At 68.9% G+C, this 22,585-nt stretch carries 24 protein-coding genes; 12 read left to right on the top strand and 12 right to left on the bottom strand.

Going from position 1 to position 22,585, the window contains the following annotated elements; genetic code table 11:
• Nucleotides 1-41 precede the first annotated feature (41 nt).
• The 3 genes from C441_RS16490 to yciH all read left to right on the top strand — a co-directional run bounded on the left by C441_RS16490 (nucleotide 42) and on the right by yciH (nucleotide 2,921).
• Nucleotides 42-1,334 (top strand): helix-turn-helix transcriptional regulator, encoded by a 1,293-nt coding sequence (locus C441_RS16490; protein WP_049920656.1) that lies wholly within the window; start codon nucleotides 42-44, stop codon nucleotides 1,332-1,334.
• Between the two features lie 147 nt (nucleotides 1,335-1,481).
• On the top strand, nucleotides 1,482-2,561 hold the full coding sequence (locus C441_RS16485) for a DUF7096 domain-containing protein (protein ID WP_229722718.1): 1,080 nt from the start codon (nucleotides 1,482-1,484) through the stop codon (nucleotides 2,559-2,561).
• A gap of 66 nt (nucleotides 2,562-2,627) precedes the next feature.
• The gene (yciH, locus tag C441_RS16480; protein WP_004976316.1) at nucleotides 2,628-2,921 is read left to right on the top strand and encodes a stress response translation initiation inhibitor YciH; all 294 of its coding nucleotides are present in this window, start codon (nucleotides 2,628-2,630) and stop codon (nucleotides 2,919-2,921) included.
• A gap of 120 nt (nucleotides 2,922-3,041) precedes the next feature.
• On the opposite strand, the gene C441_RS16475 is transcribed toward yciH, so the two are convergent.
• From C441_RS16475 to C441_RS16440, 8 genes are all read right to left on the bottom strand, one after another.
• A complete protein-coding gene (locus tag C441_RS16475) occupies nucleotides 3,042-3,392 on the bottom strand; it encodes a rhodanese-like domain-containing protein (protein WP_007276109.1) in 351 nt (116 codons plus the stop codon).
• A 1-nt stretch (nucleotide 3,393) separates the two neighbouring features.
• Nucleotides 3,394-3,957, bottom strand: coding sequence for an NUDIX hydrolase (locus C441_RS16470; RefSeq protein ID WP_007276108.1), 564 nt, complete (start codon nucleotides 3,955-3,957; stop codon nucleotides 3,394-3,396).
• Nucleotides 3,954-4,439: a DUF5809 family protein gene (locus tag C441_RS16465; RefSeq protein WP_007276107.1), complete on the bottom strand. Its 486-nt coding sequence runs from the start codon at nucleotides 4,437-4,439 to the stop codon at nucleotides 3,954-3,956. The genes C441_RS16470 and C441_RS16465 overlap by 4 nt, the downstream gene beginning before the upstream one ends.
• A 24-nt stretch (nucleotides 4,440-4,463) precedes the next feature.
• The gene (locus C441_RS16460) at nucleotides 4,464-4,967 is read right to left on the bottom strand and encodes a DUF5810 domain-containing protein (RefSeq protein WP_007276106.1); all 504 of its coding nucleotides are present in this window, start codon (nucleotides 4,965-4,967) and stop codon (nucleotides 4,464-4,466) included.
• A 242-nt stretch (nucleotides 4,968-5,209) separates the two neighbouring features.
• Nucleotides 5,210-5,557, bottom strand: a complete 348-nt coding sequence (locus C441_RS16455; protein ID WP_004967396.1) for a HalOD1 output domain-containing protein — start codon at nucleotides 5,555-5,557, stop codon at nucleotides 5,210-5,212.
• 161 nt (nucleotides 5,558-5,718) lie between these two features.
• The gene (locus C441_RS16450; protein ID WP_007276105.1) at nucleotides 5,719-8,928 is read right to left on the bottom strand and encodes a GAF domain-containing protein; all 3,210 of its coding nucleotides are present in this window, start codon (nucleotides 8,926-8,928) and stop codon (nucleotides 5,719-5,721) included.
• Nucleotides 8,929-9,010: 82 nt separating this feature from the next.
• Nucleotides 9,011-9,499, bottom strand: a complete 489-nt coding sequence (gene rimI, locus C441_RS16445) for a ribosomal protein S18-alanine N-acetyltransferase (protein ID WP_007276104.1) — start codon at nucleotides 9,497-9,499, stop codon at nucleotides 9,011-9,013.
• Between the two features lie 163 nt (nucleotides 9,500-9,662).
• Complete coding sequence (locus C441_RS16440; RefSeq protein WP_007276103.1) at nucleotides 9,663-11,630, bottom strand: aconitate hydratase; 1,968 nt, start codon at nucleotides 11,628-11,630, stop codon at nucleotides 9,663-9,665.
• Between the two features lie 272 nt (nucleotides 11,631-11,902).
• Here C441_RS16440 and C441_RS16435 point away from each other — a divergent pair, with 272 nt between their 5' ends.
• The 6 genes from C441_RS16435 (at nucleotide 11,903) to C441_RS20055 (ending at nucleotide 16,382) form a co-directional block, all read left to right on the top strand.
• The gene (locus C441_RS16435) at nucleotides 11,903-12,376 is read left to right on the top strand and encodes a deoxyuridine 5'-triphosphate nucleotidohydrolase (protein ID WP_007276102.1); all 474 of its coding nucleotides are present in this window, start codon (nucleotides 11,903-11,905) and stop codon (nucleotides 12,374-12,376) included.
• Nucleotides 12,377-12,807: 431 nt separating this feature from the next.
• Complete coding sequence (gene pan2 / locus C441_RS16430) at nucleotides 12,808-14,046, top strand: proteasome-activating nucleotidase Pan2 (RefSeq protein WP_007276101.1); 1,239 nt, start codon at nucleotides 12,808-12,810, stop codon at nucleotides 14,044-14,046.
• A gap of 108 nt (nucleotides 14,047-14,154) precedes the next feature.
• Nucleotides 14,155-14,628 (top strand): pyruvoyl-dependent arginine decarboxylase, encoded by a 474-nt coding sequence (locus tag C441_RS16425; RefSeq protein WP_004967383.1) that lies wholly within the window; start codon nucleotides 14,155-14,157, stop codon nucleotides 14,626-14,628.
• Between the two features lie 90 nt (nucleotides 14,629-14,718).
• Nucleotides 14,719-15,567, top strand: a complete 849-nt coding sequence (locus C441_RS16420) for a sensor histidine kinase (protein ID WP_007276100.1) — start codon at nucleotides 14,719-14,721, stop codon at nucleotides 15,565-15,567.
• A gap of 98 nt (nucleotides 15,568-15,665) precedes the next feature.
• Nucleotides 15,666-16,049: a DUF5811 family protein gene (locus C441_RS16415; RefSeq protein WP_004062941.1), complete on the top strand. Its 384-nt coding sequence runs from the start codon at nucleotides 15,666-15,668 to the stop codon at nucleotides 16,047-16,049.
• 171 nt (nucleotides 16,050-16,220) lie between these two features.
• Nucleotides 16,221-16,382, top strand: coding sequence for a hypothetical protein (locus tag C441_RS20055; RefSeq protein ID WP_004062940.1), 162 nt, complete (start codon nucleotides 16,221-16,223; stop codon nucleotides 16,380-16,382).
• A gap of 30 nt (nucleotides 16,383-16,412) precedes the next feature.
• Here the strand turns inward: C441_RS20055 and C441_RS16410 are convergent, their stop codons facing one another.
• Complete coding sequence (locus tag C441_RS16410) at nucleotides 16,413-16,736, bottom strand: hypothetical protein (protein WP_007276099.1); 324 nt, start codon at nucleotides 16,734-16,736, stop codon at nucleotides 16,413-16,415.
• Between the two features lie 137 nt (nucleotides 16,737-16,873).
• Nucleotides 16,874-18,676: a translation initiation factor IF-2 gene (infB, locus tag C441_RS16405; protein WP_049920654.1), complete on the bottom strand. Its 1,803-nt coding sequence runs from the start codon at nucleotides 18,674-18,676 to the stop codon at nucleotides 16,874-16,876.
• A gap of 197 nt (nucleotides 18,677-18,873) precedes the next feature.
• Between infB and C441_RS16400 the strand changes: the two genes are divergently transcribed.
• On the top strand, nucleotides 18,874-19,119 hold the full coding sequence (locus tag C441_RS16400; RefSeq protein ID WP_004967375.1) for a PRC-barrel domain-containing protein: 246 nt from the start codon (nucleotides 18,874-18,876) through the stop codon (nucleotides 19,117-19,119).
• Nucleotides 19,120-19,137: 18 nt separating this feature from the next.
• Nucleotides 19,138-19,596 carry an NOB1 family endonuclease gene (locus C441_RS16395; RefSeq protein ID WP_004967374.1) on the top strand — a complete coding sequence of 153 codons (459 nt, stop codon included), beginning with the start codon at nucleotides 19,138-19,140 and terminating at the stop codon, nucleotides 19,594-19,596.
• Between the two features lie 41 nt (nucleotides 19,597-19,637).
• Here C441_RS16395 and C441_RS16390 read toward each other — a convergent pair whose 3' ends face one another.
• Nucleotides 19,638-20,375, bottom strand: coding sequence for a CPBP family intramembrane glutamic endopeptidase (locus tag C441_RS16390; RefSeq protein ID WP_007276097.1), 738 nt, complete (start codon nucleotides 20,373-20,375; stop codon nucleotides 19,638-19,640).
• A gap of 302 nt (nucleotides 20,376-20,677) precedes the next feature.
• Nucleotides 20,678-21,970, bottom strand: a complete 1,293-nt coding sequence (locus tag C441_RS16385; protein WP_007276096.1) for a hypothetical protein — start codon at nucleotides 21,968-21,970, stop codon at nucleotides 20,678-20,680.
• Between the two features lie 72 nt (nucleotides 21,971-22,042).
• Between C441_RS16385 and C441_RS16380 the strand changes: the two genes are divergently transcribed.
• The gene (locus tag C441_RS16380; protein WP_007276095.1) at nucleotides 22,043-22,576 is read left to right on the top strand and encodes a hypothetical protein; all 534 of its coding nucleotides are present in this window, start codon (nucleotides 22,043-22,045) and stop codon (nucleotides 22,574-22,576) included.
• Nucleotides 22,577-22,585: the final 9 nt, after the last annotated feature.

Below are 22,585 nucleotides of genomic sequence, written 5' to 3'. Positions count from 1 at the left end.
AACCGCGTCACTTTTTCTACGTGCGCTCGCACGAACGGGCAATGGCGACACGAGACGCTGTCTTCGCAGTCCTGTGTGCCGCCCTCTGTGTGCTCGCCGTGGTCGCGCCGACCGCGGTCGCACAGGAGGTCCCCGCGAGCGGTCCGGGCGTCGAGCCGCTCGTCCAGCAGGGAGTCGAACCGGACAGCACGCGAATCGTCGTCGACGTCTCCGAGAGCGGCGACGCCACTTGGGAGATTCAGTACTGGACCCGGCTCGACGACGAGAACACCACCGAGGCCTTCCAGTCGCTCCGGGACGACGTGCGGGCCAACCCCGACGACTACACCTCGGCGTTCGCAGAGCGCATCGCCTCGACCGTCGGGGCCGCGGAGAACGCCACCGGCCGGGAGATGGCCGCGACGAACGTCTCGGTCTCGGCGGAGACGCGGTCGCTCCCCGACAGCTTCGGGGTCGTCTCCTACTCCTTCGAGTGGTCCAACTTCGCGGCGGTCGACGGCGACCGCCTCGTCGTCGGCGACGCCATCGAGGGCTTCTTCCTCGACAGTAGCTCCCGGCTCATCCTCTCGTGGCCCGACGACTACGGCGCGACGACCGTCGAGCCCGCGGGCGACGAGACGCGCGAGCACACGGTCATCTGGCGCGGCTCCCAGACCGAGTTCGTCTCGGGCGAGCCGAGCGTCGTCCTCGAACGCGGCGCGGGCGGTCCGGGAACGACGGCGACGGCGTCGCCGACTCCGACGCCGGCCGACTCGGAGACGCCCGCCGCCGGCGACGACCCGTTCCCGACGACGACCGCGCTCGTCGCGGTCGTTCTCGTCGTCCTCGTCGGTGCCGGCGCGCTCTATCTCCGCTCGCGGGGCGCGCTCGGCGGCGGCGACGGCGGTGCAGACGCGACCGACGCGGCCGGCGGGACGGCCGCCGAGCGCCCCCCCGAGGCGACCGACGCGAGCGCGGGCGAAGCCGACTCGGCGTCGGCGGGCGACGACACAGCGTCCGCCGCGGCGAGCGCCGGGGCTGGTGCGGGCGCGTCCGACGATGAGTCCGACGCGGGCGGCGACGGCGGCGACGAGCCGAGTCCGCCGCCGGAACTCCTCAGCAACGAAGAGCGCGTCCTCCGGCTCATCGAGTCCCGCGGGGGCCGCATCAAGCAACAGGAGGTCGCCGGCGCGCTCGACTGGACCGACGCGAAGACGAGCAAGGTCGTCCGCGGGATGCGCGACGAGGGGACCATCGAGGGCTTCCGCCTCGGCCGCGAGAACGTCCTCCGCCTACCGGAAGACGACGAGGGCGCGGACGCGGACACCGACGGCGGCGACGCGAAAGGAGTATAAATTTCTTACGACCGTTTCGGTCGGTGGCCGGTCCCTAATCGGGAGACGGCGTCGCCCCGAACGCGGCTCTCAAACTGCCGTTGACTGGGGTTGATTCGCGGCCACGACCGCACGTTTATATCGGAACGCGGTTCCAAAGCGGGAGTGATGAGCCGACGAACCGCTGTGCTCGCCGTCGCCGCCGCCGTGTTGCTGGCGACGGTGGGCGCACCGCTCGCTCTCGCCGCCCCGGCCGGACCGACAGGAACGACGGCCGCGGTCACCGATGGGTCGGCCGCGGCGCCCGTCGCACAGACGACCGCGAACGACAGCGCGACCAACGACACGGCGACCAACGACAGCGCCGCGTCGTCGGAGACGCTCCCCGGTCAGCGCCTGTCCGCCGTCATCGGCGTACAGGGCTCGGAGACCAACGGCGAACTCGAACGCCGCACCTTCGAGGCGCGCTTCGCCAAGGCGAACTCGAACGCTTCGAAGGCCGCGGTCGTTGCCACGCAGGTCGACGCGGTCCGCGAGCGCCTCACCGAACTCGAACAGCGCAGGGACCGCCTCGAAGCCCAGCGCGAAAACGGGACGCTCTCCGAGGGACAGTACCGCGCGCGACTGACCCAGACGGTCGCCGACATCGAGCGCACCCGGAGCATGCTGAACCAGACGGCCGACGCCGCCTCGACGGTCCCCGCAGAGGACCTCTCGGCGCGCGGCGTCGAGACGGCCGAACTCGACAGGCTTCGCACGAACGCGAGCGAACTCACAGGCCCCGAAGTGGCCGCAATCGCCGGCGAACTCGCGGGGAACCCCGGGAGGGGTATCGGCCGCGAGCGCGCCGCGAACGAGACGGGAACCGACAACGGCGGACAACCGGACGACGCGGGACGGGGCGACGCCCCGGGAAACTCGCGTTCCGAGGCGAGCGACCGCGCCGATGACGTTCGCGCCGACGCCGGCAACGCGTCCAACGGCAACGCGTCCAACGGCAACGCGACCGACGGAGACGAGACTGCCGCGACCGCCGACGCGTCCGACCCCGCCTCGGACGGCGCCGACCGCGGCAACGCCCCGGAGACGCCGCCCGGCAACGACAAGCGCGCGAGGGACGCCGACGGGAGCGGCCCCTCCGCGGACACCGACGACGGGCAGTCCGACGCCGACGGCACCGACACGACCGACGACGTGACGGCGGACGACGACTCGGAAACGTCGTCCACGGGCGACTCGGGCGCTTGAGGCCGGGGACGGCGACCCCGCCTCCCGATACTGTTTAATATCCCCATCCTGTAGACCCACACTGTAATGTCGGAAGTCTGCTCGACGTGCGGGCTCCCTGAAGAGCTCTGCGTCTGCGAGGACGTGGCGAAAGAGTCTCAGGAGATAGTCATCCGCATCGACGAGCGCCGCTACGGAAAAGAGGTTACAGTCATCGAGGGATTCGACCCGAAGGACGTCGACATGGACAGCCTGTCGTCGGACCTCAAGTCGAAGTTCGCTTGCGGTGGAACCGTCGAAGACGATTCCATCGAACTCCAAGGCAACCACCGCGGCCGCGTGGAGGACTTCCTCCGCGAAAAGGGGTTCAACGTCGCGTGACCGACCTCTGAGTTAGCCCGCCGTCGAGATTTTTCGAGCGAGTCAGCGCGCGCGAGCCGTTAGTCCGCCAATTCCACGCCTTTGGTCTCCAGTCGCGTCACCCCCCAGCGACGCCGCCGCTCAGCTCCGCTCGTCGCCGTTTGCGCCCTCGTCGAGACCCTCTTCGAGCGGGCCGTCCCACGCCGCGAGCCCGCCGGCCATGCTCTCGATGCGGGCGTCTTCGGTCCCCTCGTAGGCAGAAAGCAGGCGCACGGCCTGCACGCTCGCCTCGCCCCGCGGGCAGACGGTGACGACGTGTTCCGCGCCCGCGACGCGGTCGAGGTGCGAGACGAGGTTCGAAAGCGGGACGCTGATGCTTCCCGGAACGTGCCCGAGCGCGAACTCCGCCTCCGTGCTCACGTCCACGACGAGCGGCGGCTCCTCGCCGTCGAGGAGCTCCGCGACCGCCTCGGGCGAGATTTCGTCGACCATCCTACAGCAGGCCCTCGTCGCGGGCGAGGAGCACGCCCTCGACGGTCGCGTCGTTCGTCGGCGGTTCGGTCGCCCGCTCGATTGCCTCCTCGACGGGGACGGCGCGGACCGAGAGGAACTCGTTGTCGTCGAGGTCGCGCTCGACCGGCGTGAGACCCTCGGCGAAGACGAAGCCGCGGCGGTGCCGGAGGACGCCCGTCGAACACCACACGTCGCCGATGACCGACGCCGAGTCGGCGTCGAAGCCGGTCTCCTCGCGGAGTTCGCGCACCCCGGCGTCGGTGAAGGACTCGCCCTTTTCGACGACGCCCGCGGGGAGTTCGAGCTGAGTCTGACGGATGTTCGGGCGGTACTGCTCGACGAAGACGACGTGGTCGTCCGCGACCGCGACGACGACGACCGCGGTCGCCAACTCGGCCCAGTAGTAGCGCTTCGTGGTCCCGTTGGGCTGTTCGACGAGGTCGTAGCCGCCGGTGAACCAGCCGGTGTCGTACTCGATTTCGGATTCCAGCACGGGCCAGTCGGGGTCGGGCAGGCGCTCGTGTCGGCGGCCGTCGTCGGTCATCGGTCCGCTCCGGTCGCGTCGCTCTCGGAATCTGCCCCACTACTGTCGCCCTCGGATTCCTCGCCGAGGAGCGCGTCGCGGTAGACGCGGCCGAAGGCGTTGCGTCGGAGGGTGCTGACGGCGGCGTCCTCCTCGTTTTGGAACGTCGTCGCCAGCACCGTCTCCGCGAAGGGGACCGCGTGCCACGCGACGCGCTCGACGTCGGGGTTGCCGAGTTCGACGAGTTCGTACTCCTCGTGGGCCGCGCGCCAGTCGTCGAACTCGGCGCGCGTGCCGACCGTGACCGAAAGCGACTCGGCGAAAAGCGCGTTCCGGACGGTCTCGATTACGTCGCCGGTCACGCGTTCGCTGTACTCCTCGCGGTCGAACTCCATCGCCTTGGCCGTCTCGCGGACGACCACCTGTGCGGTCGGTCCGACGCGGTCGAAGGCGGCCTCGGCCTCGTCGAGCGACGCCGGCGCAATCGTCCCGTGGGTTTCCATCGCCAGTCGGTTCGGGGTCCGGACTTACGACTCTTTCCCGTCGGTGTCGTCGTCGTCGGTCGCCTCGCCACGGTCGCCGTCGGTGTCGTCGTCCCGCGACGCGCCCTCGGGGTCGTCGTCGCCGTCTCCGCCGTCGTCCGCGACCATCTCGCGGGTGAGCGACCGCGCCTCCTCGAAAATCTGCGCCGCGTCGCCCGAAAGCGACTGCGACCCGCCGGCACCGCCGAACGGTTGCGGCTCTCGGTCGGGGATGTCGTGGTCGTGTTCCTGCCCGTGCGCGTGGCCGTGACTGTGACCGCCGGTGCGGTCGACCGTGTCCTCGAACACCTCGTCGAACTCGCGTTCCTCGGCGAGGTCGGAGACGAGCGGGCCGAGCGAGTCGGCGTTCAGGTCGGCCCACTCGGGGGCGTGTTCGTCCAGCCACGTCTCGTGGTCGTCGCCGTGGACGATGGCCTGTAACGCGAGGTGGTTCGCGAGGTGCGTCTCGTCGCGTTGCGGCGCGTCGCAGACCGGACAGGCGTATCCCATACCCTCCGGTAGCGGCTCTGTGTACCAAAACCCGTCGCACTCTCGCGTCGACCCGTGTCGCGGTGCGGCGCATCGCGTCGGGGTCGTCGGTCGTCGAAGAAATGCGGCCGCGTCGCCCGCGTGGTGATGGTGGTGGTGGTGGTGGGTCGCAGGCGAGCGGCCGTCACGGCGCCGCGTTTGGGCGCCGCGTCCTGTGGTGGTGTGGTGGTGTGGTGATACCGATTCGTTCGTGTGTCGATGCGTCAGGCGGACGTGACGATAACCGTTCCGTCGGCCCAGACGGTCACGTCGCAGGCGGCGTACCGGAACCCGATTCGACCGCGCGAGGGCGCTACCGACCCGCGAGTGCCACCGTCGGTCACCGGTACCCGCGCCGGCGGAGCGAACAGTTGACACAGCGCGTCGGGGTCGATAGCCTCGGACAGCGGTGGGAGGTCGATGGCGTCCACGCCTCTCAGTTGAGCGGTCGCGGTGACGACGGTCACCGCGAGGGTGTCTCGTCCGCCCCAATCGTGTCTGGCGACGACCTCGTCGGTCGTCCCCGTATTCCATCCCACATCGTTGCCCGGTAACACGCGAGTTTCGTCCATGGTTCGGTTCGCGTCGGCGCCTCGCCGACACCCGTGCCGACGACGCTCGGGGATATATCGGTCGCTGCTATCCAACTAGTGGTGGCGCGCGAGCCACCTCTAGGCACCTAGAACCGGACCTGAAAATCAGTTGGTATCGATGGTCTGCACGTGGTACGCCCTCACTCGAAGACTCGCTCGACCAGCTTTCGCTCGGCCGCGCGCAGGTGGTACTGGTAGGTCGGCGCGCTGATGTCGAACGTCTCGGCGAGCGTCTCGGCGGTACTGCGGCGCGGCCACTCGTAGAAGCCGGCGAGGTGGGCCGCCCGAATCGACTCGTGTTGCCGACTCGTCCACGCCTCCCGCATCTCGGCGGCGAACGTCTGCGGCGACTCGGCACCGGCGGCGGTCCGCCGCGAGAGCAGACTCGTCCCGGGGTAGTTCGCGTCGAGCGCGTCGACGAACGACCGGACGCGGATTCGCTCGGGGACCTCGGCGGTGAGCGTGGTCTGGGTCGGCGTCGCGTCGAGCGCCCGTAGCGTCGCCTCCGAGGCGTACAGCGTCTCGAACAGCGACTCCCGCGGGAGGCGGAGTTCGAACAGCGACCCCGCGTCGTCGGTCGAGACGTGGCGCACGCGCGTCGCGATGTCCCGCCCCGCGGCGACGACGTCCTCGGGCGCCGCGTCGCTGGCGACGAACGCGATGACCGAGCCGTCGGACTGCGGGATGACGCCGCCGAGGCTCACCGCCTCGCCGACCCGCCGGGCGAGCCGCGATATCGACAGTCGGTCGCCGCCGAGCCGTATCTGCACGTCCGCCCGGCGCTCGGTCAGCATGGCGTCGGCGCGCCCCGTGGCCGCGAGCGCGTAGCCGACCGCCTCCCCCAGTTCGGAGAGCAGACCGTCGTCGTTTTCGAACGTTTCCGAGTTGGTCGCGTGGACGACGAACACCGCCTCCACCCGGTCGTCGGCGACCGCGGGGATGACCGCGATGGCGCGGAACCCGTAGCTGAGCGCGTCGCCGCGGTGGTCTGCCCACGCGGGGTCGTCGAGCACGTCCGCTATCACCTGCATCTCTCGGCTCTCGATGGCGGCTTCGAGGAGCGAAAACAGCGGCTCCGCGGTCGCCACCTCCCCCAGTCGGTCGGCGTAGGCGGTGTCCGCGCCGTGGACCGCGTCGCTCGGCGGGCGGTACGTCTCGTCGACGTCGCTGACCTCGGCGTGCCAGACGACGGCCACGCCGTCGGCGTCGACGAGGTGTTCGGCGACGGCCGACAGCGCCTCGCCGCGGGTCGGCGCGCGGATGAGCGACCGGTTGATGCTCCGGATGGTCGCGTTGATTCGGTCGAGTCGCGTGAGCGCCTCGTTTTGGGCTTCGAGCCGGCTGTCGCGCTCGCGGAGCTCCGCCTCGGCGTCGATTCGGTCGAGCAACTCCTCGACGGTCGCCGACAGCAGATTCACGAGCTCCACGTCGACTTCGTTCGGCGCGACGGTGCCGGGGTGGCCGGTGACGAGCACGCCGTGGCGACCCAGCGGCGCGGCGATAACGCGCTCGACGCCGTCGACGACGCCCCCGTCGGGCGCGAGTTCGACCACGCGGACGTCGCCGGAGACGAACGCGTCCCAGACGCCGCCGCGGTCGAGGCCGCCCTCGAACGGCTTGTCGCCGAGCCCGGTCCCGGCCGCGCCCACGCGGACGAGGCTCGTGTCCGACTCGTCGAAGACGTACAGCTCCGTCCGGGCGTCGCCGAGCATCTCGTCGCAGGCGTCGACCGCCGCCCGGAGGACCGCCTGTCTGTCGGTCGCGCCCATCATCTCGCGGGTCCGGTCGTGGAGGGTCGCGAGCAGTCGCTCGTAGCGGTGTCGCTTCGTCACGTCGCGGAGGACGCCGACGGAGCCGATTTCCTCGCCGCAGACCACGAGCGGCGTCCGGTGGTTCTCGACGCGGACGACCTCGCCGTCGGGCGTCCGGAGTTCGAACTCGACGATGCCCCGCGACGTGGCCGCGAACGCCTCGTCGCTCCCGTCTGTCGGGGTCGCGTTCTCTGCGAGCAGGCTCGTCGGCGAGCCGATGACGCGCTCGCGGTCGAGCCCGGTGAGCCGCTCGAACGCCGGGTTGACCGCCGCGAACCGCTCCTCGTCGTCCAGCGCGTACACCGCGTCGGCGACGGCCTCGACCATCCGCCCGTACTGCTCGGCCTCGGCCTCGCGTTCCAACTGCTCTGTGATGTCGGTGAAGTAGACCGAAAGCCCCGTCTCGGAGGGGTACGCCCGAACCGCGTACCACGTTTCGAGACGCTCGTAGTAGGTCTCGAACGTCGCCGGCTCCTGTCGCTCCATCGCGCGCTCGAACCCCTCGCGGAAGACGGCCGCCTCGGGGACCGAGTCCCAGATGCGCGTCCCCAGCACCGCCGCGGCGGACATCCCGAGGCCGTGTTCGGCCGTCGAGTTGACGTAGGTGACTCGCCAGTCCGCGTCGAACCCCATCACCGCCTCGTCCATCCGCTCTAACACCTCCGAGAGGGCCCCTTTGAGCTCGTGGCGCTCGGTCGCCGCGCCGACGACGGCCGCGATGTTCTCCAAGAACAGCACGTCGTCGTCGGAGAACCGCCCGCGGGCGACGGCGTGGGCGGTGATGACTCCCCACCGAGTCCCGTCCCCGCCGATGGCCGCGCTCATCCCGCTTTTCGGTCCCGACGCCCCCGCGTCGTCCGCGGGCTCGAAGCGCTCGTCGGCGTCGACGTCGTCGACGAGCGTCGAGCGCCCGGTCCGGTACGTCTCGGCCGCCTGCGTCCCCTCGGTCGCGGTGGGGCCGCGACCCCGACTCGCCGACCAGCCCGCGGCGGCGGCGACGCGAAACGCGCCGTCGTCGAGGCCCTCGAACACCGTGACCGAGTCCGCCCCGAGCACGTCGCGGACCCGGTGTGCGGCGTGGTCGAGCGTCGTGTCGAGGTCCACGGCGGTCAGCGCCCGGGTGCCCACCTCGGAGACGACGCGCTGTTGCTCGATGCGGTCTCTGTGGTCCCGCGCGAGGGTGTACTCGCCGAGCGCCCGCTCGACGCGGGCGGCCACCCACGACATCGTCCCCGGGTCGCCGTCGCGGACGACGTAGTCCGTCGCGCCGGCGTCGACCGCGCGCCCCGCGACCTCGCGGTCGGCGGCCGCGACGACGACGGGAACGTCGAGGCCCTGCGCGTAGACGTCGCGGACGAACGCCGCCTCGTCGCCGGCCGCCGTGGGCGCGGTGAGAACGACACACGAGACGGCCGCCGAGGCGGAGACGAGCTCCGCGCGCGCCGCGGCGGGGGTGCGGACGTGGCGGACGGCCGTCGCTTCGCCGAGCGACGACAGCGACGAGTCGAGGGCCGCCACGAACTCGTCGTCGTCACTCACACAGAGCACGGTGGGGGACGGTAACACAACTCGTGTACGTGGCTTGCCCTGATAAGCCCTCGTTCGGCCGCGTGCGGTCCTGTCAGCCGCTTTGCCACTCGGCCATGTCGAGGACCATGATGTAGGCGTCCTCGCCGTCGCCGTAGTAGCTCGGCACCCGGCGGGCGGGGTCGAAGCCGAGGCTCCGGTAGAGCCCGATGGCGGGGTCGTTCGAGACGCGGACTTCGAGTTTCACGACCGCCGCGCCCGCGATGGCCATCGCCGTCAGCGACTGGACGAGTAACCGCCGACCGAGGCCGTTCCCGCGGGCCGCCGGGCGGACCGCGAGGTCCTTGACGTGCCCGATGTCGTTGCCGTGGTTCGGCATCACGTCGGCGACGACGTAGCCGAGCACCTCGCCCCCGCGGACGGCGACGAGGAACGCCGGCTCGTCGACGAACAGCTCGAACGCGGAGTACGGCCACGGCTCGGAGAAACAGGTCCGCTCGATGCGGAGCACGTCGAGGAGGTCCGCCCGGTCGACCCGCCGGACGACAACGTCGTCGGCGAGCGCGTCGTCGAACGCCGTCACGCACGGCGCTACGTGGTTGGCACGCAAAAGCCCGACGGCACGGGGCCGCGAGGGCGCAAGCGGGCCGGCGGGAGGACGCTCACGGGGGCGGCCGGTGCGACCCTCGGGTCGCGCGATAGCCGCCGCTCGCCGGGCGAAAAAGTGAGAAGGTGGTCGGTCGCGCTCAGTCGTCCGCGGGGGCGGCGCCGCCCTCGGCCTGCTGTTTCGTGAGGGGGAGCTTGCCGCCGGCGGTGAGGATACGACGCTCGCGCTCGGAGGCGTGTAGGTTCGCCGTCGCTTCCCAGTCGTCGTTCACGCGGATGGTGAACTCTTCCTGGCCGGATTCGACGGCGTCGGCAACGTCGTCGACGATTTCGACGTCGTCGCCCTGTTCGATCTTCTCGTAGGTCTCCTCGTCGATGGCGAGGGGGACGATACCGAAGTTGAACAGGTTCGCCTTGTGGATGCGAGCGAACGACTGCGCGAGGACGGCCTCGATGCCGAGGTACATCGGACACATCGCGGCGTGTTCGCGGGAGGAGCCCTGGCCGTAGTTCTCGCCCGCGACGAGGACGCCGGTGCCGGCGTCCTTGGCGCGCTGGGCGAACGTCTCGTCGACGCGCGAGAGCGTGAAGTCCGAGAGGCGCTCGATGTTCGAGCGGAACTTGAGGATGTCGGACGTCGCCGGGATGATGTGGTCGGTCGTGATGTTGTCCTCCATCTTCAGGAGGGTCTCACCCGAGATGTTCGAGCCGAGGGGGTCCTGCAGGGGAACTTCGCCGATGTTCGGGCCCTTGATGAGCTCGTCGTCGATGGCGTCTTCGGCGTAGATGAGGTCCGTCTTCGAGCCGTCGTACTTCTCGGGGAGCTCGACGCCGGGCGCGTCGAGGTCACCGAGTTCGTCGGCGAGGTCGCGCGGGTCGATGATTTCGCCCTTGAGCGCCGCGGCGGCGGCGACCTGCGGCGAGCAGAGGTAGACGTTGTCGTCTTCGATACCGGAGCGACCCTCGAAGTTACGGTTGAAGGTGCGAAGCGAGATGGAGTCGGAGGCGGGCACGTGGCCGATGCCGATACACGGACCACAGGTCGCCTCGGAGACGTTGACACCGGCGGCCATCATCTCTGCCGTCCAGCCCTGCCGGGCGAGAATCTCGCCGGCCTGCTTCGAACCGGGTGCGACGATCATCTCGAGGTGCTTTGCGACTTCGCGACCCTCGAACATCTTCGCGGCCGGGAGGATGTCCTCGTAGCCGCCGTTCGTACAGGAACCGACGAGGACCTGTTCGACCTTCTCGCCGGCGACTTCGCGGACGGGAACGACCTTGTCCGGCATCGACGGGCAGGCGATGAGCGGTTCGAGGTCGTCGAGGTCGATGACGATTTCGTCGGCGTACTCGGCGTCGTCGTCGGCCGTCAGCTCGACGTACTCGTCGCCGCGACCCTGGCGTTCGAGGTAGTCCTTGGTCTTCTCGTCGGTCTCGAACAGCGACGAGGTGGCTCCGAGTTCGGTCCCCATGTTGGTGATGGTGGTTCGCTCGGGCACGCTGAGCGACTCGGCACCGGGGCCGGTGTACTCGAACACCTTGCCGACGCCGCCCTTGACGGTCTCGCGGCGGAGCATCTCGAGGATGACGTCCTTCGCGGAGGACCACTCGGGGAGTTCGCCTTCGAGGCGCACGTTCACGACTTCCGGCATCTCGACGTAGTACGCGCCGCCGCCCATGGCGACCGCGATGTCGAGGCCGCCCGCACCGATGGCGAGCTGGCCGAGGCCGCCGGGGGTCGGCGTGTGCGAGTCCGAGCCGAGGAGCGTCTTGCCGGGCGCGGCGAAGTTCTCCTTGTGGACGTTGTGGCAGATACCGTTGCCGGGGCGGGAGAAGTGGGCACCATATGTCCCGGCCGCGGAACGGAGGAAGCGGTGGTCGTCCGTGTTCTTGAAGTCGAACTGGTAGGTCTGGTGGTCGCAGTACTGAGCGGCGAGCTCGGTCTGCGCCTCGTCGAGGTCGAGCGCCTCGAACTGGAGCCAGACCATCGTCCCGGTCGTGTCCTGCATCAGGACTTGGTCGATTTCGATTCCGATCTCCTCTCCGGGGGTGAGGTCACCCTCGACGAGGTGGTCCGAGAGAATCTTTTCCGTGAGCGTCTGTCCCATAACACCCGAACCTCGATGGTCCTCGGATATAAATCCCGCGTACTTCCCTATCTTCGAACGTGAACGATAGCGCCGTCTCGGGGTTTGTAGCGTCTAAGGGCCATTAAACTCCTTGTTGGTTCTCCCATGTGACTTGTCACCGCGGGGGTCGTCACCTCCCCGAAGGGGGTGCGATTTCACCCCCGTCGCGGCCCCGAATCAGAGGTGCGTTTCGGGGGGCGACGACGGCCGAGGTCCGGCACAGTTTTGCGCCCGCTGAACGGGGTTCGGATATGCACCGCGCTGGCTCGTTCGTCGCACAGCACATCTCGCCGGTCACGGCCGAACAGGTCCAACCCAACGGCGTCGACCTGACGCTCGAAGCGGTCCTCGAACAGGTCGAACCGGGCCGCCTCGGCCGCGAGGGGAAGACCGTCGGGGAGCGCCGCGCCCTCGACTTCGCCGACCCGGAGACCGAGACGTACCGGCTCGACCCCGGCGGCTACGTCCTCCAGTACGCCGAGACGGTCCACATCCCCGAGGACCACGTCGGCTTCATCTACCCGCGGTCGTCGCTCATGCGGAACTCCTGTATGCTGAACACGGCCGTCTGGGACGCCGGCTACGAGGGGAAAGGCGAGGGCCTCCTGCAGGTCCACCACCCGGTCGAACTCGAACGCGGCGCGCGGGTCGCCCAAATCGTCCTCGCGGACGCGACCCACGACGAGACCTACGACGGGAGCTATCAGGGCGAGCGAACCCGCTGACGAACGAACCCGCTGACGAACGCCGACCGCGACTCTCGGAAGCGGTCGCTCGCCGGTCGCTCGTCGGATGATACCGGATTAATACCCACATCCCGATTTACGGGACGTTCTCGGCGACGACGAATTCCTTTCAAGTCGTTGGGCGTCGTATCTGTTCTCGCGGAGGGCACGTCGGGCCGAAACGAGGGGCGACCTGTACACACTGAACCTCCGCAACTTCCTCCTACCACATCTTCGTCTTCGTCACGTCGCGCGTTTCCTGCGAACAGCACTGTCCCCGTGAGCCGCGGCGTCGCTCTGCCGGCGTCCGATTCGCCGCCGCGGTCGGGTGCCGCGGGACCGCCGTCACCTAAAGCCGCTTCGAGCGCGGCAGTCGGGTTCTCTGACCCAAAGGCACATTTACGCGCATGCCTAAGTGTGGCCAATCACTGATGTCACGGAGTCCATCTCTCCCGGAACGTCCTCATCTCGACCTGGACCCCGAGATGTCGGATGCAGAGCGGCTGTCTGCACTCCGCCAGCACTTCGAACGCATGGTCGACGTCAACCGCGAACTCGACCAGCGGCTCCAGAACGCCGATGACCGCCACGCCGAGTTAGTCGACGAAGTCGACCAGATGAAAGCGCGCAACGAGGCGCTGAAGACGGCCTCGTACTACATCGCTACGGTCGAGGAACTGACCGACGACGGCGTCATCATCAAACAGCACGGCAACAACCAGGAGGTCCTCACCGAGTTCGCACCGAACCTGAACATCGACGACATCGAGCCGGGCGACCGCGTCGCCATCAACGACTCGTTCGCCGTCCAGACCGTCCTCGACGACGAGACGGACGCGCGGGCGCAGGCGATGGAGGTCGTCGAGTCGCCGACGGTCACCTACGACGACATCGGCGGCATCGACGAGCAGGTCCGCGAGGTCCGCGAGGCGGTCGAACAGCCCCTCGAAAACCCCGAGATGTTCGCGGAAGTCGGCATCGACCCGCCGTCGGGCGTGCTCCTCTACGGCCCGCCGGGCACCGGGAAGACGATGCTCGCCAAGGCCGTCGCCAACGAGACCAACGCCTCGTTCATCAAGATGGCCGGCTCCGAACTCGTCCAGAAGTTCATCGGCGAGGGCGCGCGGCTGGTCCGCGACCTGTTCAAGCTCGCCGCCGAGCGCGAACCGGTGGTCATCTTCATCGACGAAATCGACGCCGTCGCCTCGAAGCGGACGGACTCGAAGACCTCCGGCGACGCCGAGGTCCAGCGCACGATGATGCAACTCCTCTCGGAGATGGACGGCTTCGACGACCGCGGCGACATCCGCATCATCGCGGCGACCAACCGCTTCGATATGCTCGACGAGGCCATCCTCCGGCCCGGCCGGTTCGACCGCCTCATCGAGGTGCCCAAGCCCGCCGTCGAGGGCCGCCGCCGCATCCTCGACATCCACACCCGCGACATGAACGTCGCCGACGACGTGGACCTCGACGCGCTCGCCGAGGAACTCGACGACTACTCCGGCGCGGACATCGCGTCGCTGACCACCGAGGCCGGCATGTTCGCCATCCGCGAGGGCCGCACCGAGGTGACGGGCGCGGACTTCGACGCCGCCCACGAGAAGCTCTCGAACGTCGAGGAGTCCGGCACCGGCCCCATCTCGGGCTTCACGGACTACCAGTACTGAACTCGGCCGGGAACCGGCGTCGCGGCGGTCGTCGACGCCCCCGCCTCGCCCCGGCTTTCGAGCGCCGCTATTCGTAACCCCCTTTTCCGCCGCCGCGAGAGTTCGGACATGAACACGATTCGCGTCGTCCGCGGGGTCGGCACCGCCCCCACCGAGATGGCGTCGTACGACGCCGCGCTCGCCGCCGCCAACGTCCACAACTACAACCTCGTCGCCGTCTCCTCCGTGGTTCCCGCCGACGCGACGGTCGAGGCGGTCGACGTGGCCCCCGATCTCGGTCCGGCGGGCAACCGTCTGACCGTGGTGCAGGCCCGCGAGACGACTTCGACCCCCGGCGAGACGGCCGTCGCCGGTCTCGGCTGGGCGACCGGCTCCGGCCCCGGCCTGTTCTACGAGGCGTCAGGAACCGACGAAGACAGCGTCCGCGCGGCCGTCCTCGACGGGCTCGACGCGGGACGGAACCTCCGCGAGTGGTCGTTCGACGACGAGGAAGTCGCGCTCACGACCGGCACCCACGAGGGCGACGGCTACACCACCGCCGTCACGGTCGCGGCCTACGGGCAAAGCGAATCTATCTTCTGACACTCCGCGCTGACCGACGGACTCATCAGCGTTTGTGAGTATTGCTCCGTCATGAGTGGTGACGCGCCGTTCGACCTGTCTCCGAGGCGAGTGGCGCTTATCTACGCCGCGTTCGGGTTCCTCTGGGTCGCGACGAGCGACAGTCTCGTGGAGGGGCTTCCGAACCACGAGCTCGTCCAGACGGCGAAGGGGTGGATGTTCGTCGTCCTGTCGGCGCTGTTGGTGTACGACCTCGTCGGTCGGAGCCAGACCGAACTGGACCGGACCTCCGAGCGACTGGAATCGACGCTCGCGCACACGAGCGTCCTGCATCGAATCCTCAGACACGACATCAGGAACGCCTGCACCGCCATCCTCGGTTACGCCGAACTCGTCGAGTCGCGGGACGAGTCGGACTCGAACACCGACCCCGTCGAGGCGATTCGGGAGCGCGCGAACCGACTGGTCGAGGTGAGCGACGAGGTCGCGCTCCTCCGGACCGTCGAACTCGCGGAGGGCAACGAGGTCGACGTCGACCTCTCGTCTGCGGTCGCCGACGCCGTCGAGGACCTCGAACTCGAGCACTCCGGGGTGCGGGTGTCGGTCGCCTCGTCGGTGGAGACGCTCACCGTGCGGGCGCATCCGGCGCTCCCGCGGAGCATCGCCGAACTGCTCGACAACGCCGTCGTCCACGCCGACTGCGACGAACCGGAGATTCACGTCGCCGTCTGGCAACTCGAGGGGTCCGTCGGCGTGACCGTCTCCGACAACGGACCCGGCATCCCGGACGCCGAGCGGGACGCCCTCATGTCCGGCGCGGAGACGCCGCTTTCGCACACGAGCGGCGTCGGCCTCTGGCTGGTCCGCGCCATCGTCGACGCCTCCGGCGGGTCGCTCGCCATCTCGACGCCGAAGCCCCGCGGGACCGTCGTCACCGTCTCGCTCCCGCGACCGGCCTGACGGCGGCGTCACCGCGCAGTCAGCCGGTTTTGATTCCGCCACCGCCTTGCCGACCGACGACGGCTTTTTACACGTCCTTCCCCTATCGCAGACGACTGATGAACGGGAACAACCCATATGCGGGCGCTCCCGGCGTGACTGGGGCCGGCCAGGCGTCGGCCGACCGAGAACTGACCGTCGACCAGATGGACGCGCTCCGGCGGGCGGTCGCCGGTATCGTCTCGCGGACGGAGTCGTATCTCCCCGAGGGGTTCGCCGTCGGGTCGGAGCTCTCGACCGGGTCGACCGGGCCGCTCGCCACCGTGGCCGTCCACCCGCCGGTCGGCCACCCCGTCAGCGCCGGCTTCTCGCCGGACGCCGACGAACTCGACGCCGGACTCACCGACGAAGACCGCAACGAGGTCGCCCGCGGGCTGGCCGCCACCGCGGCGTTTCAGGTCATGAGCGCCGTCGGCGACGACCTCACGCCCGCCGCGCGGTAACCTCGACCGACCCCCGTCGCCGTCGCGGTCCGAGTGGCGACTGACGCGCGGGTGCGACCCGCCGACCGCTTTCTCCTCGTCGCTCCGTCGCTCGCCTTGCATCTCCCCTCCTCACTCTCGTCAGTTCAGAACGAGAACAATACACTTCACGGAGGCCGTCGAAAGGGAGGTATGGTTTCGCTTTTCGGCTACGCGGACGAGATTGGTCCGACGACGCTCATCATCGTCGGCTTCCTGCTGTTTGTCTTCCCCGAACCGGCGACGTCGGCCCTCGGAGCGGGACTGATGCTGTTCGGCGCGGCGTACTGGTTCTGGGAGTGGAACCGTCCCTGACCACGGGGCCGAGCGCGCGAGCGTCCCCGGTCAGACGCTCCCGCGGCGGCGGTTTCGACCGGCGTCGTCGCGGACGCGGGACTCGATGTCGTCGAGCGGCAGTTCCGTCTCGGCGGTCGCGCCCGACTCGCCCGTCGGACCGGCCGCCGACCGCGGTGTCGCAACGAACAACCCGTAGGCGAGCACGGCCGCCGAGACGAGGCCGCTCGCGCCGACAACGAGCGAAAGTGGGAGCGGCGAGAGCGCGCCGACCGCCGTCCCGACGGCGAGCGGGAGCGGTAGTGTCGCGAGGATGGCGTCGTACCGCGTCGCTTTCGTGACGATGCTGTCGCTATGGGGTGTTCGTGTGCGCATGATACCACTCGGAACCGAGTACGAACCACTCGGAACCGAGTACGAACGTCTGAATGTTAGCTATTTCGCCCGACGGGACGGCCGTGCGGCTCACGGATATGCTGAGTCAACGGAAGACTCGGGGCGCGACGAGTCGCCTATTTTCCCCAGAAGGGGTCGCGGCGGCGGTGCTTTTCGAGGTAGCCCGACAGCGCCTCCAGTTCGTCGGTGGGGATGTCGTCGCGGAGCTCCTGTTCGAGAATCTTCGCGTGCTTTTCGGGGAGTTCGATCCAGAGTTCGTCACCCTCCTCTATCTGGCGGCCGACCGTCGGGCCGTCGATGGCGACGCTGACCCGCGAGCCGGCGCGGGCGCTCGACACGTCCTCGCCGTTTTCTTGGATGCCCGAGAGCTGACCGACGCGGTTCGCCTCGCCGTCTTCCCACTTCACGACGTTCATGTTGTTCTTGATGGTCCCGGACATGACTTCGACCCCGACGACGGCGGGGTTGTTCTGCCGGAAGACGTGGTCCTGGAGGATGCGGAAGCGACACGGGCGGACGATTTTGTCGAGAATCGTCTCCTGTTGGGCGCGTTTCATCTCCTCGACGTGCTCTTCGTACTCCTCGACGAGCTGATAGATGACGTCGTCTTCGAACAGCTTCACGTCGTTCTTTTCGAGTTCGGCCTCGGCGTTCGAGAGCACGTCCACGTTGAACCCGAGGATGACCTTGTGTTCGGACTCGCGGGCGGTCGAGGCGACCGCCACGTCGCGCGGGGCCACGTCGCCGACCTCGGCGCGGAGAATGGGCACTTCGGCTTCCTGTAACGCGTTCGCCATGGCTTCGAGACTGCCGAGCGTGTCGGCCTTGACGACGACGCCCTCCTCTTCGGTGGTGACCTCGATGTCCGCGAGTTCGGCTTCGACCTCGCGGACGACCTCGTCGAGGTCGCGGTCGCCGACGACGCGGACCGGCGCGCCGGCCATCGCGTCTTCGAGGTCGGGCGCGGCGATTTTCACGCCGGCCGCGGCGCGGACCTCGTCGACCTTGTCGAACCGCTTTTCGGTTCGAATCTCCGCGTTCGGGCGGGGCTGGAGGAGCGCGCGGACCTCGGTGACGATGGGGTCGTTCGCGCCGCCGACGACGATGGTGTCGCCCGCGCGAATCGTCCCGTCGTAGAGGACCACGTCGAGGGTCGCGCCGAAGCCGCGTTCCTCCTTGACTTCGAGGACCGTCCCGGAGCCGGGACCGGCCACGTCGATGGCCATCTCGTCTTTCATGTAGCGCTGGGACAGCCCCATCAGGACGCCCAGCAGGTCGGGGATGCCCTCGCCGGTCAGCGCGGAGACGGGGACGACGCCGATGTTGGACTGGAAGTTCTGGACGCGCCAGTAGAAGTCCGAGGAGAAGCCCCGGTCGGAGAGCTCGCCGATAATCTCGTACAGTTTCTCGTCGAGTTTCGAGCGGGCGCGCTGGGACTGCTCCTCGTAGGTCTTCTGGATGGGGGCCCCCTCTTGGGGGTTCCAGCCCGGCGTCGTGTCTATCTTGTTCGCGGCCACGATGAACGGCGTTCCCGTCCGCTTGAGGATGTCGATGGCCTCCTCGGTCTGCGGCTGGAAGCTGTCGTTCACGTCGACCACGAGGATGGCGATGTCGGCGAGCGCCCCGCCGCGCGAGCGGAGGGTGCTGAAGGAGTGGTGGCCCGGCGTGTCGATGAACAACAGCCCCGGGAGGTCGAAGTCCTCGGGCTTGACCAGACTGCCGGCCATCTGCGAGACGGTGTCTAAGGGGACCGCGGTCGCGCCGATGTGCTGGGTGATGGCGCCGGCTTCGCCCTCGCTGACGGCGGAGCCGCGAATCTTGTCGAGAAGACTCGTCTTCCCGTGGTCCACGTGGCCGAGGACGGCCACGATGGGTGTGCGAAGCGTATCGGATTGTGACGTCGAATCAGTGTCGGACATGGAGAATCGCCCCGGAGAAAGCTCTTACCGGAATCGAGTCGGTGACTCAAGTTAAGTCCATCGTCACGACCGCGCCCGCGAGTCCGCGAGTCACCGTGTCGACTGTTCTCGCGGCCCGCAGGCGGGTCGGGGCGTTCGTCGGCCGCCCGTCAGACGTGCCCGTACCGTTTATGTGAACCGACGAGGAAGGGGTGTGTATGGCCGACATACTCGCCGAGAACCTCTCCGGGAAGGCCGTCATGGGCTCCGACGGAACGGAACTCGGGATGCTGTACAACATCACGATGGACATGAAGTCGGGCGAGCTTCACGACCTGCTCGTCCAGCCGAACGAGCAGATATCCCCCGGTCGCGTCTCGTTCGACCGGGACGACCGCGGACGGTTCCGAGTCCCGGTGAACCGCGTGCAGGCGGTCAAGGATTACATCGTCGTCCAACGGTAGACTCAGGATAGATTCTCAATGCGGATTCTCGACGCTTCTGCGTTCATCCACGAGTACCACACCGACGACGAGACGGCCTCGATTCCCCTCGTCAAGGAAGAACTCACCGGCGAGCACGCCTTCCGCTTCGACGCCCTCGAAGGCGCGGGCATGTACGTCCACATCCCCGGACAGGGAACCGTGGACAAGGTGCTCCGCGCCGCGGGCGAGACCGGCGACCGCGACGTGCTCTCGGAGACCGACACACGGCTCATCGCCGCCGCCTTCGAACTCGACGCGACGCTCGTCACCGACGACTACGCGATGCAGAACGTCGCCGAGCGGCTCAACGTCGGCGTCGAAGTCATCGCCCAAGACGGCATCGCAGAACAGCGAAGCTGGAAGTTCCAGTGTCAGGGCTGTGGCCGCGAGTTCGACGAGCACAAAGAGCGCTGTCCCATCTGCGGGATGGAGCTGTCGCGGAAGAACCCGGCGTAAGCCGGCCGAGCCAGCGGTTCGGCTGTTCCTTTTTCAGACCGTCAGACCATGCCGGTCGCCTGCGCGTAGCTCACGAGGAACTGGACCGCGTTGTACAGCCCGTGGACCAGCGCGGCGACGAGCAGGTTCCCGCTTTGCTCGTAGACGACCGCGAGGACGCTCCCGAGGACGAACACCATCCCGAGCGAGACGTACAGCCCCTCGCCGGAGAACGACCAGAGGTGAATCGACGCGAACACCAGACTCGACAGGACGACCGCGGGCGCGGGACCCCAGAGTCGGCGGAGTTCACCGAAGGCGATGCCGCGGAAAATAAGCTCCTCCGCCGGGCCGACGAGGACGATGGTGATGACCGTGAGATACAGGAAGTACACCGGGTTCTCGCGGCCCTGCTGGGCGATGACGCTGTCGCCGCTCTGGATGCCGAGCGCGGACATCAGCGCCGACGCGCCGAGGTAGACGCCCATCACGGCGACGAACCCGCCCGCAATCCACAGGGCGTCGCGCGCGGTCGGTCGCTCGAACCGAATCAGGTCCCAGTCGTCGCGCATGGAGAGGTAGCCCGCGCCGACGACGCCGAAGCCGACGAACTGTCCGGCGGTCTGTATCGCGCCGATGAGCGCGGTGTCGCCCGGAACCACGCCGCGAGCGAGGCCGGCGGCGACCGAGCCGAGCGTCGCGCCGACGAGGAGCGAAAGGGCGACGACGATGATGATGCCACCGTACGCCTGGAGGTGGTCTGCGGGGCTCGCAGACGAGCGGGCGGTGTCGTGTGCCATTGTCCCCCCCTTCGGAACGGTGTCGGATAACCGATTCGGGTCGATTCTCACCAGTCTGTGGAGTCACGTGAGTCTGTGTCGCTTGCGCCGTTTTGAGAGGAGGGCCGGACTGCGGAACCCCTCGAAAGCCCCCGCCACGACGGCTCCCGCGGGCCGTCGCGGTCCTCCGCTTCCGGCCTGCGGTCCTCACCGCCCTGGGGTTCGCCCTCGCGGCGGCCCCTTTCAGTCCCGCCCCGTGGACTGTTCGGGAGTCGTCGCTGGCGGGAGTCCGAAAAGACCCCGCGCCAGCAGAGCGACCGACTCTACTCGACGACCAGTTCTTCTTTGTCGGCGACGGCGTCCGCCTCCTCGAAGTCGCCGCCGCCGAGCAGGCCGCGGGCGGCGCGTTTGCCCCACTCGACCGCCGGCTGGACGAACGTGTCCACGCTGGCGAGTTCGCCGTAGAGGACGCAGGCGGCCTCCATCGCGTACAGCAGTTCGCCGAGGCCGTACTCGTCGACGCGGTCGAGTTCGATGCGGACGCTCGGGCGGTCGGCGGCGGCGAGGCTCGCCTCGGTCGCTTCGAACTCGGCGTCGAGCAGGTCGCCGAGCGACGAGCCGCCGAGGTACGCGAGGCCGTCGAGGTCGGTCTCGGGGATGGCGACGTCCTCGCGCTCCGCGGCGCGGACGAGGGTCACGAGCTTGTCGCGCGGGCCGGCGCGGTACAGTTGAAGCTGGGAGTGCTGGTCGGTCGCGCCGAGCGCCCGCAGGGGCGTCTGGCCGAGGCCGTCTTTCCCGAGCGACTCGGCCCACAGCTGGGCGAACCACTCGGAGAACGTTTCGAGCGACTCGGCGTAGGGCATCATCGCGTTCTGGTGCATGCCGCGCTCGGCGAGCGCGTAGGACACCGCGCCGTAGGCGTACGCCGGCGAGTCGAAAAGCGAGTCCGACAGGCGCGCCTCCTGTGCGGCCGCGCCCTCCAAGACCGCCTCGATGTCGTGGCCGCAGAGGGCCGCGGCGGCGAGGCCGACCGTCGAGAGCACCGAAAACCGGCCGGGCACGCCGTCCGGGACGGGGAGCGACGGGAGGTCGTGCTTGTCGGCGAGGTCGCGGAGGTTGCCCTCCTCGCCGGTCGTGACGAAGGTTCGGTCGGCCCAGTCGACGCCCGCGTCGGCCATCGCCTCCCGGACGACGAGGAAGTTCGCCAGCGTCTCGGCGGTCGTGCCGGACCGCGAGACGACGTTGACGACGGTCGACGCGAGGTCCAGCGAGTCGAGGAGGCGCTCGACGGCCTCGGGGTCGACGTTGTCGAGGTAGTGGGCGTCCACGTCGCTTTCGAGCGCGTCGGTGAGGGTGGCCGCGCCGAGGGCGCTCCCGCCGATGCCGACGGTGACGACCGCCGAGGGGTCGTCGAACCGACTCACCGCGTCGCGAATCGCCGCGGGGTCGGTGCTGTTGGGGAGGTTCAGCGATTCGTAGCCGTGTTCGCCGGCCTCTCGGCCGCGTTCGATGCGGTCGTGGGCGGCCGCGACGCGGCCGTCGAGTCGGTCGAGCGCCTCGCGCGAGACGCCGTGGGCCGACGCCGTGTCGAGGACGTTCCCGAGGTCTACCTGCATACAGGATGCCGCGTCGCCCGGCGTCAAAACGACACCGGTCGCTTTAATCGCGGCCGCTCCCAAGGGCGACCGATGGCAGACGACTACGGCGGCGTCATCGGCGCGTTCCCGTACGCCTTCCGGCACAGCGAGTCGTGGCTGTTCAAGTGTTACGTGCTCGTCGGTGCGCTGGCGACGGGCGTCGTCTCGTTGTTCGTCGCCTTCGGACTCGTGGTCCTCATCGGGGCGACCGCCGGCGTCCCCGGCGGGTCGCTCACCCTCTCGCGGTCGTTCTACGTCCTCGTGGGGCTTTTCGTCGTCGCGCCGCTGGTCGCCCCGATACTGTTCGTCGCCCGACGACACCGCCGCACCGGGTCGAAACCGCGGTACGACCTGAGCCTCGCGCTCGCGGGATTCCTGTTCATGGCCTCGGTGTACGTGGGGCTTCTCGCGTCGGTGCCCGCGGAGCTTCAGACGCCGGCCGAGCCGTTCACGGTGGGCCCCGTGACCGTCTCGGCGCTCGTCCCCGTCGTCCGACTGCTCTACGACCTGCCCGCAGTCTACGGGCTCGTTCCGCCCGTCGCGTGCGCGGCGGGCATCTACGGAATCCACCGACTGCTCCGGTAATCTCCCATC

The organism is Haloferax sulfurifontis ATCC BAA-897, from assembly GCF_000337835.1.
Taxonomy (GTDB): Archaea; Halobacteriota; Halobacteria; order Halobacteriales; family Haloferacaceae; genus Haloferax; species Haloferax denitrificans.
This window is presented reverse-complemented; position numbering and strand designations above follow the sequence as displayed.

What these genes read in the sequence shown, in the direction of transcription:
- C441_RS16490 (WP_049920656.1), top strand. Translation starts at nt 42, where the DNA reads ATGGCGACACGAGACGCTGTCTTCGCAGTCCTGTGTGCCGCCCTCTGT.
- C441_RS16485 (WP_229722718.1), top strand. Translation starts at nt 1,482, where the DNA reads ATGAGCCGACGAACCGCTGTGCTCGCCGTCGCCGCCGCCGTGTTGCTG.
- yciH (WP_004976316.1), top strand. Translation starts at nt 2,628, where the DNA reads ATGTCGGAAGTCTGCTCGACGTGCGGGCTCCCTGAAGAGCTCTGCGTC.
- C441_RS16475 (WP_007276109.1), bottom strand. Translation starts at nt 3,392, where the DNA reads ATGGTCGACGAAATCTCGCCCGAGGCGGTCGCGGAGCTCCTCGACGGC.
- C441_RS16470 (WP_007276108.1), bottom strand. Translation starts at nt 3,957, where the DNA reads ATGACCGACGACGGCCGCCGACACGAGCGCCTGCCCGACCCCGACTGG.
- C441_RS16465 (WP_007276107.1), bottom strand. Translation starts at nt 4,439, where the DNA reads ATGGAAACCCACGGGACGATTGCGCCGGCGTCGCTCGACGAGGCCGAG.
- C441_RS16460 (WP_007276106.1), bottom strand. Translation starts at nt 4,967, where the DNA reads ATGGGATACGCCTGTCCGGTCTGCGACGCGCCGCAACGCGACGAGACG.
- C441_RS16455 (WP_004967396.1), bottom strand. Translation starts at nt 5,557, where the DNA reads ATGGACGAAACTCGCGTGTTACCGGGCAACGATGTGGGATGGAATACG.
- C441_RS16440 (WP_007276103.1), bottom strand. Translation starts at nt 11,630, where the DNA reads ATGGGACAGACGCTCACGGAAAAGATTCTCTCGGACCACCTCGTCGAG.
- C441_RS16435 (WP_007276102.1), top strand. Translation starts at nt 11,903, where the DNA reads ATGCACCGCGCTGGCTCGTTCGTCGCACAGCACATCTCGCCGGTCACG.
- pan2 (WP_007276101.1), top strand. Translation starts at nt 12,808, where the DNA reads ATGTCACGGAGTCCATCTCTCCCGGAACGTCCTCATCTCGACCTGGAC.
- C441_RS16425 (WP_004967383.1), top strand. Translation starts at nt 14,155, where the DNA reads ATGAACACGATTCGCGTCGTCCGCGGGGTCGGCACCGCCCCCACCGAG.
- C441_RS16415 (WP_004062941.1), top strand. Translation starts at nt 15,666, where the DNA reads ATGAACGGGAACAACCCATATGCGGGCGCTCCCGGCGTGACTGGGGCC.
- C441_RS20055 (WP_004062940.1), top strand. Translation starts at nt 16,221, where the DNA reads ATGGTTTCGCTTTTCGGCTACGCGGACGAGATTGGTCCGACGACGCTC.
- C441_RS16410 (WP_007276099.1), bottom strand. Translation starts at nt 16,736, where the DNA reads ATGCGCACACGAACACCCCATAGCGACAGCATCGTCACGAAAGCGACG.
- infB (WP_049920654.1), bottom strand. Translation starts at nt 18,676, where the DNA reads ATGTCCGACACTGATTCGACGTCACAATCCGATACGCTTCGCACACCC.
- C441_RS16400 (WP_004967375.1), top strand. Translation starts at nt 18,874, where the DNA reads ATGGCCGACATACTCGCCGAGAACCTCTCCGGGAAGGCCGTCATGGGC.
- C441_RS16395 (WP_004967374.1), top strand. Translation starts at nt 19,138, where the DNA reads ATGCGGATTCTCGACGCTTCTGCGTTCATCCACGAGTACCACACCGAC.
- C441_RS16390 (WP_007276097.1), bottom strand. Translation starts at nt 20,375, where the DNA reads ATGGCACACGACACCGCCCGCTCGTCTGCGAGCCCCGCAGACCACCTC.
- C441_RS16385 (WP_007276096.1), bottom strand. Translation starts at nt 21,970, where the DNA reads ATGCAGGTAGACCTCGGGAACGTCCTCGACACGGCGTCGGCCCACGGC.
- C441_RS16380 (WP_007276095.1), top strand. Translation starts at nt 22,043, where the DNA reads ATGGCAGACGACTACGGCGGCGTCATCGGCGCGTTCCCGTACGCCTTC.